Consider the following 12,941-nt stretch of genomic DNA (forward strand, 5'->3'; position numbering starts at 1 on the left):
TTCAGGAATCCCAGGCCTGTTCTATCTTACCGGCTTCAAACTGCGGAGGCGGTTTTCGGAAACGGCGCGTGAGCCATGTCAGGTAAAGGATCCCCAGCGCCGCCCAGATGAGGCCAAGCGTCAGGGACGTCGCTTCGAGGTTTATCCACAGCACGCCGACCGTGACGGCACCAATGAGCGGCAGCAGGAGATAGTGGAACCGATCTTTCCACGTTTTGTTCATCCCCTTGCGCCGCCAGAAATGGTTGTACACCGAGAGATTAACAAACGTAAACGCCACCAGCGCGCCAAAGTTGATCAGCGCCGTCGCGGTCACGAGATCAAAGTACAGGGCCGACAGCGCCACTATCCCAACCATAATGACGTTCAGGGCCGGAGTACGCCATTTCGGATGCACGTAGCCAAACACCCGCTCCGGAAACACGTTGTCACGCCCCATCACATACAGTAAGCGAGAGACGCTGGCGTGCGAGGCCAGGCCTGAAGCGAGCGTATTCACAAACGTGGTACACAGAAACACCGACTGGAAGAGCTTGCCGCCCACGTACAGCGCGATTTCCGGCAGCGCGGCGTCCGGGTTTTTGAAGCGCGCGATCGTCGGGAAAAAGAGCTGCATGAAAAACGAGGCAACAATAAATATCAGCCCGCCATACAAAGCGGTGAGGAAGATGGCTTTGGGGATCACCCGCGCCGCGTTTGGCGTCTCTTCCGACAGCGTGGTGACCGCGTCAAAGCCGAGGAAAGAGAAGCAGACGATAGTCGCGCCGGTAATAATCGGGATCAGGTGTGCGTTCTCGCTGATAAACGGCTGGAGCGACCAGACGGTGCCGACGCCCTCTCCCTTATGCAGACCGTGCACCACGAGTATGACAAACACCACCATGATGGCGATCTGCACCAGCACAAACAGGGTGTTAAAGTTGGCGACCAGATTCACACTCTTCAGGTTCGCCAGCGTCAGGATCGTCACAAACCCCACCACCCAGACCCACGGCGGGACTTCAGGGAACAGCGCGGAAAGGTAGATCTTCGCCAGCAGCACGTTGATCATCGGCAGGAAGAGATAATCCAGCAGCGATGACCAGCCGACCATAAAGCCTAAATGGGGGCCGATCGATTTCTGCGTGTAGGTGTACGCAGAGCCCGCTTCCGGGAACTGTCGTACCAGTTTGCCGTAGCTGATGGCGGTAAACATGACGCCAGCCAGCGCCAGGAGATACGAGGCGGGCACGTGGCCGTTGCTGATACCGGACACAATGCCGAAGGTATCAAACACGGTCATGGGGGTGAGATAAGCCAACCCCATCATGACCACCTGCCAGAGCTTGAGGGAACTGCGCAGCCGGGTTCTGCCGGCCATGCGCGGCGAGTCAAGAGAGGTGTTAGTCGCCATAAACCGTCCCCCCCATGCTTACCGTGGTTTGCAATCGCGCTGTCCTTAACGCAAACCTGCTTAGCAAAGGGGGAAGTTGTAAAGAACACACGCGATCGTACCAGCGCACCGTCTCTGGCTCGCACTCACAGCAGGCGCCTGACTGGCCCCCTTCGCCCTGCGGATAGTTGAACATCTGCATCATTTCCTACCTCGTCACACAGTGTCGTTAAGAAAATCCCTGTGCCGCCTGCGCTCCATAACGCGACTCCCGGGAGAAAGCTGGCGTGCCAGCGAACAGTTAGGCCAGGCTCCGCGCAGGCCGTTTGGTGATACGTGTCAGATGAAACAAAGCGGCCCCTTACCGGGGCACGTCATCAGGCGTTTTTCAGCATCCACTCAATTTCCGTTTCGGTAATCAGGCGTTCAAACTGCAGTAATTCATCGTTTTTGCAGGCGTGATAGACGTGGCAGAAACGTTCGCCCAGCCGCTCGCGAAGGCTATCGTTTTGCATAAATTCCCACAGCGCATCGCTCTGACGAATCGGGAACGGCAGCCCGTCCTGCTCCAGACCGTTGCCTTCCACTTCTTCCTGCAGGGGTAAATCGTTATCCAGCCCATGTAAAATGCCGGCAAAAATCGCCGCCATCACCAGATACGGATTCGCGTCAGCGCCCGCCACCCGGTACTCGACCCGATGGTTATGGCGATCGCCGCAGGGGATACGCAGGGCAACGGTGCGATTATTGTGCCCCCATGACGCCTGCGTCGGCACGTACATCCCCGGCTGGAAACGGCGGTAGGAGTTGACGTTCGGTGCCAGCAGCGCCATGGACGCAGGCATCAGGTCGATCATCCCGGCCAGCACGCGTTTCAGCAGCGCGGAATCCTCGCCGTTGGCGTCTGCGAGCACGTTTTCGCCTCGGTTGTTTTGCATGCTGATGTGGATATGCATCCCGCTGCCCGCATGTTCTTCATACGGCTTTGCCATAAACGTGGCGTGCATCTTATGTTTTTCCGCCATCTGCCTGACGAGACGTTTAAGCGCCAGCGCATCATCGCAGGCGTCGAGCACGTTTTCCGTATGGTGCAGGTTTATCTCAAACTGGCCCGGGGAGGCCTCAGCCACTGCCCCGTCGGCCGGGATCAGCTGCAGCTGCGCCAGTTCGTCAATATCGTTCAGCACGTCAGCAAAATGGTTAAGATTATCAACCGAGTAGACCTGACTCTGCGTGTTACGCACGTCGGTCCCCGGCGCGCAGGGTGGCTGCAGATAGCCGTCGGCATCGCGTTTACGGTCAAGTAAATAGAACTCCAGCTCTACCGCTACCACGGGGAACAGGCCGCGCTGGCGCAGCTGCTGCCAGAGTCGGTTGAGTACGTTCCGCGGCTCAACGTCAAAGGGAGCGCCATCTTCATCGACCATGGTGAGCTGCACCTGACCAATGTATTCCGGGTCGGCGGCGGACGGCGTCAGGGTGCCCGGCACCGGCACGCAGATACAGTCCGGCTCGCCGAGCTCCTGCCCCAGACCCGCCTCTTCCACGACGTTACCTAAAATGTCCATGGCGAAAACCGATGCCGGGAAATAGCAGCCTTTTTCAAGCTTGCTCAGTCCGGCAACCGGGATGCGCTTGCCGCGAAAACAGCCGTTCAGGTCGGTCAGGAGGACATCAATAAACTGGGTGTCAGGATACTTTTCTAAATAGCGCTTCACTTCCTGCGTAAAGGCGCTGCCCCGCCTCTCATCCGTGTGCTGCACAAAGTTCTCAACTTCTACGATATTGGTTTCCATGATTTACCACCGTTTTTGGGATTTGCGTTCGCTGCTCTGGACTGTCAAATATAATGTCCACCCTATCGAATCTGTATGCAAATAAATTGTTTGTCAAATGTTAAATTAAGTTTGCAAAAGGCAGATCCCGTTGCTAGATTGAGAAAATATTGAACGAAAAGGCCGTTTATAAGGCGAAAATGGCCTAAATTTAGTCCACTTTGTGAGGGCGATCATGGAAAATATAATGAACAAGCCAGTTATTGGCGTGGTGATGTGTAGAAACAGGCTTAAGGGTCATGAGACCCAGACCCTGCAAGAAAAGTACCTGAATGCCATTATTAACGCGGGGGGTTTACCAATTGCCTTACCGCATGCGCTGGCAGAGCCAGAGCTGCTCACCGCTCTGCTGCCCACCCTGGACGGGATTTACCTGCCGGGCAGCCCAAGTAACGTGCAGCCGCACCTTTATGGTGAAAACGGCGATGAGCCTGACGCCGATCCCGGGCGAGATCTTCTGAGTATGGCGCTGATTGCCGCCGCGCTCGAAAGGCGCATCCCCATTTTCGCCATCTGCCGGGGGCTGCAGGAACTCGTTGTTGCGACGGGGGGGACGCTGTATCGCCGCCTGTTCGAGCAGAACGACCTGCTCGAGCACCGGGAAGATCCTGAACTGCCGGTTGAGCTACAATACGCCCCGTCTCATGAAGTTCAGGTTCAGGAGGGAGGACTGCTGTCTCAATTAATACCAGGCTGTAACACATTTTGGGTAAACTCGTTACACGGGCAAGGTGCACGGACGTTAGGACCACGGCTTCGCGTGGAGGCCCGCTCGACGGATGGGCTGGTCGAGGCGGTCAGCGTTTATGACCACCCTTTTGCCCTCGGCGTGCAATGGCACCCCGAATGGAACAGCAGCGAGTACGCCCTGTCCCGTATGTTGTTTGAAGGTTTTATCACCGCCTGTCAAAGCCACATTGCCGAGAAGCAGCGGCTTTGACCACTACCGTAAAGGAAATGCAACTATGAGCGATGACGGACTGGCGCCAGGGAAACGTCTGTCTGAGATCCGCCAGCAGCTGGGTCTCTCACAGCGGCGTGCCGCCGAACTGTCTGGGTTAACACACAGTGCCATCAGCACCATTGAGCAGGACAAAGTCAGTCCTGCTATCAGTACGCTGCAAAAGCTGCTGAAAGTTTATGGGCTGTCGCTCTCGGAATTCTTTTCGGAACCGGAAAAACCTGATGAACCGCAGGTGGTTATTAATCAGGAAGACCTTATCGAAATAGGCAGTCAGGGGGTTTCGATGAAGCTGGTTCATAACGGAAATCCGAACCGTACGCTGGCGATGATTTTTGAAACTTACCAGCCTGGAACCACGACCGGAGAGAGGATCAAACACCAGGGTGAGGAGATCGGTACGATACTGGAAGGTGAAATATTGCTGACCATTAATGGCCAGCAATATCACCTGGTTGCGGGGCAAAGCTATGCCATCAATACCGGCATACCGCACAGCTTCAGCAACACCTCGGCAGGCATCTGCCGCATTATCAGTGCCCACACTCCCACCACGTTCTAATTACCACTCAGTCCCGGCGTAAGCGCGCTTACGCCGGGAAATATAAAAACGATCGCTGTCGGCATTTAACGGGTTAATTCCCGGGATGCCCCACGGCTTCGTATTGCCTGAAACGGCCATGCCTTTATTTATCTGATTGCGAAAGAAAGGAGTGAATATGCATTTTCAGCACCTGACTTACTGGCAGGATAAAGCAAAAAACAGCGCCATTGAGAACCGGTTATTTATTAACGGTGCCTATTGTGACGCCGCCGATAATGCCACGTTTGACACCGTCAATCCCGCGACCCAGCAGACGCTGGCGAACGTCGCACGGGGCAAGCAGGCGGACGTGGACCGCGCGGTTCAGGCCGCGCGTGCGGTATTTGAGCGCGGTGACTGGTCGCAGGCGTCTCCGGCGCAGCGCAAGGCCGTGCTAAATACGCTCGCCGATTTAATGGAACGCCATAGCGAAGAGCTGGCCTTACTGGAAACGCTGGACACCGGTAAACCCATCCGCCACAGCCTGCGCGACGATATTCCCGGCGCGGCGCGCGCCATTCGCTGGTACGCCGAAGCGGCGGATAAAGTCTACGGCGAAGTGGCGCCTACGGGTCCGGGCGAGCTGGCGATGATCGTGCGCGAGCCCATCGGAGTTGTCGCGGCCATCGTCCCCTGGAACTTCCCGCTGCTGCTGGCCTGCTGGAAGCTGGGCCCGGCGCTGATCGCGGGCAACAGCGTGGTATTGAAACCATCGGAGAAATCACCGCTCACCGCCCTGCGGCTGGCCGGACTGGCGAAAGAGGCGGGCCTGCCGGACGGCGTGCTGAACGTGATAAGCGGTTACGGCCACGAAGCGGGCCAGGCGCTGGCACTGCATCCGGAGGTCGAGGTGCTGACGTTTACCGGCTCTACCCGTACCGGCAAGCAGCTGCTGAAGGACGCGGGAGAAAGCAACATGAAGCGCGTCTGGCTGGAGGCGGGCGGCAAAAGCGCCAACATTATCTTTGCCGACTGTCCGGACCTGGACAAGGCCGTGAGCGCGACCGCCGCCGGGATTTTTTATAACCAGGGGCAAGTCTGTATCGCCGGCACCCGCCTGCTGCTTGAAGAGAGCATCGCTGATGACTTCCTGGCAAGGCTGAAGGCGCAGGCCCGCCACTGGCAGCCGGGCGATCCGCTCGACCCCGACAGCACGATGGGGATGCTCATCGACGCCGCGCACGCCGATACCGTCCACACGTTTATTCGCGAGGGAACCCGGAAAGGTACGCTGCTGCTGGACGGGCGGGAACAATCATGGCCTTCCGCAGTCGGTCCAACCATTTTCGTCGACATCGACCCTGCCTCCCCGCTGTGCCGGGAAGAGATTTTCGGGCCGGTGCTGGTCGTCACCCGTTTTAAAACCGAAGAGGAAGCCTTAACGCTGGCCAACGACAGTGAATATGGGCTTGGCGCGGCGGTATGGACCCGCGATCTCTCCCGCGCGCACCGCATGAGCCGCCGCCTGAAGGCAGGCTCGGTCTTCGTCAATAACTATAACGACGGTGATATGACCGTTCCCTTTGGCGGCTTTAAGCAGAGCGGCAACGGTCGCGATAAGTCCCTGCACGCGCTGGAAAAATTTACCGAACTGAAAACCATCTGGATTGCCATGGAGCCTCAATCATGACCGAACATACCACCAGCTACTACGCGGCCAGCGCGAACGCTTACGAACCTTTCCCGACGCTTAACGAGTCGATCAGCTGTGACGTGTGCGTGGTGGGCGGCGGCTATACCGGCCTCTCCTCCGCGCTGCATCTCGCCGAAATGGGCTATGACGTGGTGCTCCTTGAAGGGGCGCGCATCGGCTTTGGCGCCAGCGGACGCAACGGCGGCCAGCTGGTTAACTCCTACAGCCGCGACATCGACGTGATCGAGAAAAACTACGGCCCCGATGCTGCCAGAGCCCTCGGAAGCATGATGTTTGAAGGCGGGGAGATCATCCGGGAGCGTATCCAGCGCTATCAGATCCAGTGCGACTATCGTCCCGGCGGGCTCTTTGTGGCGCTAAACCATAAGCAGCTGGAGACGCTGGAGGAGCAAAAGGCGAACTGGGAACGCTACGGCAACACGCAGCTGGAGCTGCTGGACGCCAGCGCCATCCGCCGGGAAGTCGACAGCGAACGCTATACCGGCGCGCTGCTGGACCGCAGCGGGGGGCACATTCATCCGCTGAACCTGGCGATCGGCGAAGCGGACGCCATTCGCCTGAACGGCGGGCGGGTGTATGAACAGTCCCCGGTGACTGCCATTCAGCACACCAGCCCGGCCGTGGTGAGCACGCAGCATGGTCAGGTGACGGCCCGCTACGTGATCGTCGCCGGGAATGCCTATCTGGGCGATAAGATTGAACCGGAGCTGGCAAAACGCAGCATGCCCTGCGGCACCCAGGTGGTGACCACCGCCCCGCTGCCGGAAGAGCTCGCCCGCACGCTGATCCCCAATAACTACTGCGTGGAAGATTGCAACTACCTGCTGGATTACTACCGTCTCACCGCCGACAACCGCCTGCTGTACGGCGGTGGCGTCGTGTATGGCGCGCGCGATCCGGACGATGTCGAGCGCCTGGTGATGCCAAAGCTGCTCAAAACCTTCCCTCAGCTGGCAGGCGTCAAAATCGACTACCGCTGGACGGGCAACTTCCTGCTGACCCTGTCGCGTATGCCACAGTTTGGTCGTCTGGACAAAAACATCTATTACATGCAGGGCTACAGCGGCCATGGCGTGACCTGCACCCACCTGGCCGGACGGCTGATCTCGGAACTGTTGCGCGGTGACGCCGAGCGTTTTGATGCGTTTGCTAACCTCCCGCACTACCCCTTCCCGGGCGGCCGCAGCCTGCGGATTCCATTTACGGCGATGGGCGCGGCGTACTACAGCCTGCGCGATCGTCTTGGCGTATGATCGTTTCGACAAAAGGGTATCTGACATGAGTAACCAGGAATTTCATCAGCGCAGACTTTCTGCCACCCCGCGCGGCGTTGGCGTAATGTGTAATTTCTTTGCCCGCTCGGCGGAGAATGCCACGCTCACCGACGTGGAAGGCAACGACTATATTGATTTCGCCGCCGGGATCGCGGTACTGAATACCGGCCATCGTCATCCTGAACTGGTGGCCGCAGTGGAAAAACAGCTTCACCAGTTCACCCACACGGCCTACCAGATTGTGCCGTATGAAAGCTACGTTTCATTGGCCGAAAAACTTAACGAGCTGGCCCCGGTGCAAAGCCCGGCCAAAACGGCGTTCTTCACAACGGGCGCGGAAGCGGTGGAAAATGCCATTAAAATCGCCCGGGCTCACACCGGCAGACCGGGTGTGATTGCCTTCGGGGGAGGCTTTCACGGCCGAACCTATATGACCATGGCCTTAACCGGCAAGGTCGCGCCTTATAAGCTGGGATTTGGCCCCTTCCCGGGGTCGGTTTACCACGTGCCGTATCCCTCCGAGCTGCACGGCATCACGACGCAGGATGCCATCACGGCGATAGAACGCCTGTTCAAAGCAGATATTGAGGCGAAACAGGTGGCGGCGATTATTTTTGAACCCATTCAGGGTGAAGGCGGATTCAACGTCGCCCCGCCAGAACTGGTGGCCGCCATCCGCCGTATCTGTGATGAACACGGGATCGTGATGATTGCCGACGAAGTGCAGAGCGGCTTCGCCCGAACGGGTAAGCTGTTTGCGATGGAACACTACGCGGACAAACCCGACCTGATGACGATGGCTAAAAGCCTGGCAGGCGGAATGCCGCTGTCCGGCGTGGTGGGCCGCGCCGAAATCATGGACGCGCCAGCTCCCGGCGGCCTGGGGGGCACCTATGCAGGCAACCCGCTTGCGGTGGCCGCCGCGCACGCGGTGCTGAAGATTATCGACAACGAGTCGCTGTGCGCGCGCGCCCGTGAGCTGGGCGATCGGCTGAAAGCCACGCTGGAGGAGATTCAGGGCACCTTCCCTGCGCTCGTGGCGATAAGGGGAAGAGGATCGATGATTGCGGCGGAGTTTTTTGACCCCGAGAGCCGTGAACCGTCGGCCGCCATCGCGCAGGCGATCCAGCAAAAGGCGCTCGCCCAGGGCCTGCTGTTATTGATCTGCGGCCAGTACGGCAACGTGATCCGCTTCCTTTATCCGCTGACCATTCCGGATGCCCAGTTCAACCAGGCGCTGGCGATCCTGCAACAGGTTATGCGCGATAAGTCCTGAGTGCCTACCGAAAACCGTCTTCCGGAATGCCGGGGACGGTTTCAACAGAGGAGATCGGCACAGATTTCCTCCATGTGGGAAATGTTGGGGAATTGGGTCTGTTTCATTGTATGCTCCCTGAAACACATCCCCGGCATGAGGAAATAAGAATTGCAAAAAACATCAGCCTATCAGTCACTTGTGAAAACCTTCCAGCGTCTCTCCCGCTTCTCGCACCTTACCTCCATCGCCAGCTGGGACATGTTCACCATGATGCCGCCCGGCGGCAGCGCCGCGCGCGGCGAGGCGCTGGCGGAGATGAGCGTCCTGCAGCACCAGATCCTGACCGATAAAAAAGTCGGCGACCTGTTAGCGGCGGCAGCAGGAGAAGATCTGAATGACGTCGAACAGGCCAACCTGCGCGAAATGACGCGCCACTACCAGCAGGCAACCCTGCTGCCGGAATCGCTGGTGGAAGCCAAATCCCTGGCGGGCAGCAGGTGCGAGCACGCCTGGCGCACGCAGCGTCCCGCCAACGACTGGCAGGGCTTTTCCGCCAACCTGAAAGAGGTGGTCAAACTCAGCCGTGAAGAGGCACGCCTGCGGGCGGAAGCCAAAGGCTGCACACCGTACGACGCGCTGCTGGATATTTTTGAGCCCGACATGACCAGCGCCCGTCTGGACGTTCTGTTCGGCGATATGAAATCCTGGCTGCCGGACCTGCTGGCAAACGTCGTGGAAAAGCAGGCGCAACGTTCGTTTGTTCCTCCTCAGGGCCCATTCCCGACCGCAACACAGCGCGAACTGGGCCTGGAAGCCATGAAAATGCTCGGCTTCGATTTTAACGGCGGTCGCCTCGACGTGAGTGCGCACCCGTTCTGCGGCGGCGTGCCGGAAGACGTACGCATCACCACGCGCTACGACGAGGATGAACTGCTCAGCGCGCTGTTTGGCGTGATCCACGAAACCGGACACGCGCGCTACGAACAAAACCTGCCGCGCGCATGGGCAGGACAGCCGATTGCCCTCGCCCGCTCAACCGCGATCCACGAATCCCAGAGCCTGTTCTTTGAGATGCAGCTGGGACGCAGTGAAGCCTTCCTCAAGCATCTTCTCCCTGCGGTGCACGCCCGCTTTGGCAGCCAGGCGGCGTTCAGCGAAGAGAATTTTATTGCCTGGAACCAGCGCGTGAAGCCGGGCTATATCCGCGTCGATGCGGACGAAGTGAGCTACCCGGCACACGTGGTGCTGCGCTATGAGATTGAGCGCGCGCTGATCAACGGCGAGATCGAAGTGGACGATATCCCTGCCCTGTGGGACGAGAAAATGCAGGCCTGGCTCGGGTTATCCACCAAAGACAACTACCGCAACGGCTGTATGCAGGATATCCACTGGACCGACGGCGGTTTTGGCTACTTCCCGTCGTATACGCTGGGGGCCATGTATGCCGCACAGCTGTTCCACGCCGCGAAAACGGCGCTTCCGGGTCTGCAGGCCTCCATCGCTGAGGGCGATTTTTCCGCACTCTTTGAGTGGCTGCGTCAGAACATCTGGCAGCACGGCAGTCGCTTCAGCACGTCGCAGTTAATCACCCAGGCGACGGGTGAAGATCTGAATATCCGTTACTTCCGCGAGCATCTGACCTCCCGTTATCTTTAATCCCTCTGCCGGAGCCTGCTCCGGCACTCTTCTCACCCTTTTCAATAAGAATATGATTTAGCACATATTGCCATGATTGCGCCGGGTGTATGAATGCGTGTCCTTCCGACACAATTAGACTGCTATCAGGCCAGGATTAAAAAAATAAAGGGATCAATGATGAAAGGCATAATGAAAACGGTGTTAGCGATTCTGTGTGCGACCAGTTTAAGTACTTTCGCAGCCACGGATAATACCCCGCAAGACGCGTTCAACGATATTACCCGCTCTCTTGCAGACCTCCAGCCCATCACGTTTCAGGCTCCCGCTGAAAAATATAAGCTGCTGGTGTTTATTGATAATCAGTGCATTTACTGCAGCAATGTAGTGAAAAACGTTAAGCAATATACGGATGCCGGTTTGACGATGTCGTTTCTGACCGTTGCGCCCAGCGCCATTCGCGACTCGGTAATTGAAGATATGGGGCGCGTCTGGTGTTCAGCCGATAAGGTCAAAAGCCTGCAACAAGCGATGGCGGGATTTTTACCGAATAACGACACCACGACAGCGTGCTCCGATCTGATCGCGCGGCAATCTGCACTGGCAGAACGTTTGGGCATTAGCGTCACCCCGGTAATGGTGGTTATTGAGCCTGAATCACGGTCGATTATAGGCAGTCAGTCTCCGGCGGCTATTCTGGCCACACTGAAAAGATAACAGAGACCTGTACGAGCAGCGGCGTTTGGTCTGTTCGTACACTTTTCTCCCCTCTGTACATTCCGTTACACGCCGATACCAATCACTCACGGAAACCCCGAATTTACAGGGATATAGTTATTTCAACGGCCCCGCAGTGGGGTTAAATGAAAAACCAAATTCGAGGGTATGAACATGAAAAAAGTATTAGCTCTGGTTGTTGCCGCTGCTATGGGTCTGTCTTCTGCTGCGTTCGCTGCTGAAACCACTGCTGCACCGGCTGCTGCGGCACCTGCTGCAACGACCACCGCGGCGCCAGCAAAAACTGTCCATCACAAGAAACATCATAAAGCCGCTAAACCGGCTGCAGAGCAAAAAGCCCAGGCCGCTAAAAAGCACCACAAAAAAGCGACCAAACCAGCTGCAGAGCAGAAAGCCCAGGCTGCTAAAAAGCACCACAAAAAAGCGACCAAACCGGCTGTAGAGCAGAAAGCCCAGGCTGCTAAAAAGCATCACAAAAAAGCAGTAAAACACGAAGCTGCTAAACCAGCTGCACAGCCAGCTGCGTAAGAGTACAAGCTAAACCGTGCCCTTCGGGGCACGTTGGTAAACCGGCGCTGAACCGGAACAGGTTCCGCGCCGTTTTTTTTTATCCGGAGGGCGTATGCTGCGGCGCTATCGGTTTGAGCTGATTCTGATCCTGCTTATTTTATGCGCGCTCATCGCCAGCCATTTTTATCTTTCCTGAATGTAGCACGCTGATTTTACTCCCACTTTAGCGCTGTCCCGTCTATAGTATTTTCATAGGGTTCACTTTTAATAATCATAATTACCCCCACCAGAGTGAGATATGCGTAAATCTGTTGTGTTGTTACTGGGAACGTTTGGTCTTTTTTCTGGATTCTCACATGCGGATGATGGCGGTGATGACACCATTAGCGCGAAAGAGCTAAAGACGCTTTTTTTCAATCATGACGACCGTACGCGCGTCGCCGATCCCACCCAGGCGCCCTGGGATGCTATAGGTCAACTGGAAACCGCCAGCGGTAACTTATGTACTGCGACGCTGATTACCCCTCAGCTTGCCCTGACGGCAGGTCACTGTCTGTTAACGCCGCCAAACGGCAAGCCGGATAAAGCGGTGGCCTTGCGGTTTGTGTCGCAAAAAGGCACCTGGCGCTATGAAATCCACGGCATTGAAGGCCGGGTCGATCCGTCTCTCGGCAAACGGCTGAAACCGGATGGTGACGGCTGGATCGTGCCACCGGCGGCCGCCTCATGGGACTTTGGCCTGATCGTTTTACGCTATCCCCCTTCCGGCATTACGCCGCTGCCGTTATTTGACGGCGATAAAGACGCACTCACCGCCGCGCTGAAAGCCGCCGACCGGAAGGTGACGCAGTCCGGCTATCCTGTCGACCATCTGGATACCCTTTACACCCACACCGACTGTATTGTCACGGGCTGGGCGCAAACCAGCGTACTCTCGCACCAGTGTGATACGTTGCCGGGCGACAGTGGTTCACCGCTGATGCTGAAAACAGATAACGGCTGGCAGTTGATTGGCGTGCAGAGCTCTGCACCGGCGGCGAAAGATCGCTGGCGGGCCGATAACCGGGCCTTGTCCGTGACCGGCTTTCGCGACAAGCTGGAAGCGCTGGCGCAGCAGTAAA

Annotated in this window: 11 protein-coding genes; 9 read left to right on the forward strand and 2 right to left on the reverse strand. The window is 57.4% G+C overall.

The window, feature by feature from the left end; all coding sequences use genetic code 11:
- Nucleotide 1 precedes the first annotated feature (1 nt).
- Together FHC48_RS10005 and FHC48_RS10010 are read right to left on the reverse strand one after the other, a co-directional pair.
- Nucleotides 2-1,393 (reverse strand): APC family permease, encoded by a 1,392-nt coding sequence (locus FHC48_RS10005; RefSeq protein ID WP_023292582.1) that lies wholly within the window; start codon nucleotides 1,391-1,393, stop codon nucleotides 2-4.
- A 356-nt stretch (nucleotides 1,394-1,749) separates the two neighbouring features.
- Nucleotides 1,750-3,168, reverse strand: coding sequence for a glutamine synthetase family protein (locus FHC48_RS10010; protein WP_119312097.1), 1,419 nt, complete (start codon nucleotides 3,166-3,168; stop codon nucleotides 1,750-1,752).
- Nucleotides 3,169-3,382: 214 nt separating this feature from the next.
- On the opposite strand from FHC48_RS10010, the gene puuD reads away from it, so the two are divergent.
- From puuD to FHC48_RS10055, 9 genes are all read left to right on the forward strand, one after another.
- Nucleotides 3,383-4,147, forward strand: coding sequence for a gamma-glutamyl-gamma-aminobutyrate hydrolase (gene puuD / locus FHC48_RS10015; protein ID WP_059365129.1), 765 nt, complete (start codon nucleotides 3,383-3,385; stop codon nucleotides 4,145-4,147).
- Between the two features lie 25 nt (nucleotides 4,148-4,172).
- Nucleotides 4,173-4,730: an HTH-type transcriptional regulator PuuR gene (gene puuR / locus FHC48_RS10020; protein ID WP_008502454.1), complete on the forward strand. Its 558-nt coding sequence runs from the start codon at nucleotides 4,173-4,175 to the stop codon at nucleotides 4,728-4,730.
- Nucleotides 4,731-4,887: 157 nt separating this feature from the next.
- Complete coding sequence (gene puuC / locus FHC48_RS10025) at nucleotides 4,888-6,381, forward strand: aldehyde dehydrogenase PuuC (protein ID WP_220420527.1); 1,494 nt, start codon at nucleotides 4,888-4,890, stop codon at nucleotides 6,379-6,381.
- A complete protein-coding gene (locus tag FHC48_RS10030; RefSeq protein ID WP_025911468.1) occupies nucleotides 6,378-7,658 on the forward strand; it encodes an FAD-binding oxidoreductase in 1,281 nt (426 codons plus the stop codon). Before puuC ends, FHC48_RS10030 begins: the two co-directional genes overlap by 4 nt.
- Nucleotides 7,659-7,683: 25 nt before the next feature.
- Nucleotides 7,684-8,955 carry a 4-aminobutyrate transaminase gene (puuE, locus tag FHC48_RS10035; RefSeq protein WP_039266226.1) on the forward strand — a complete coding sequence of 424 codons (1,272 nt, stop codon included), beginning with the start codon at nucleotides 7,684-7,686 and terminating at the stop codon, nucleotides 8,953-8,955.
- 150 nt (nucleotides 8,956-9,105) lie between these two features.
- Nucleotides 9,106-10,593 (forward strand): carboxypeptidase M32, encoded by a 1,488-nt coding sequence (locus tag FHC48_RS10040; protein ID WP_023344008.1) that lies wholly within the window; start codon nucleotides 9,106-9,108, stop codon nucleotides 10,591-10,593.
- Between the two features lie 156 nt (nucleotides 10,594-10,749).
- Nucleotides 10,750-11,289: a thioredoxin fold domain-containing protein gene (locus FHC48_RS10045; RefSeq protein ID WP_008502459.1), complete on the forward strand. Its 540-nt coding sequence runs from the start codon at nucleotides 10,750-10,752 to the stop codon at nucleotides 11,287-11,289.
- Between the two features lie 174 nt (nucleotides 11,290-11,463).
- On the forward strand, nucleotides 11,464-11,838 hold the full coding sequence (gene asr, locus FHC48_RS10050) for an acid resistance repetitive basic protein Asr (protein ID WP_021241183.1): 375 nt from the start codon (nucleotides 11,464-11,466) through the stop codon (nucleotides 11,836-11,838).
- 280 nt (nucleotides 11,839-12,118) lie between these two features.
- Nucleotides 12,119-12,940 (forward strand): serine protease, encoded by an 822-nt coding sequence (locus FHC48_RS10055; RefSeq protein WP_008502460.1) that lies wholly within the window; start codon nucleotides 12,119-12,121, stop codon nucleotides 12,938-12,940.
- Nucleotide 12,941: the final 1 nt, after the last annotated feature.

Origin of the sequence: Enterobacter sp. EC_50, assembly GCF_019584525.1 — a bacterium.
Lineage (GTDB): Bacteria > Pseudomonadota > Gammaproteobacteria > Enterobacterales > Enterobacteriaceae > Enterobacter > Enterobacter roggenkampii.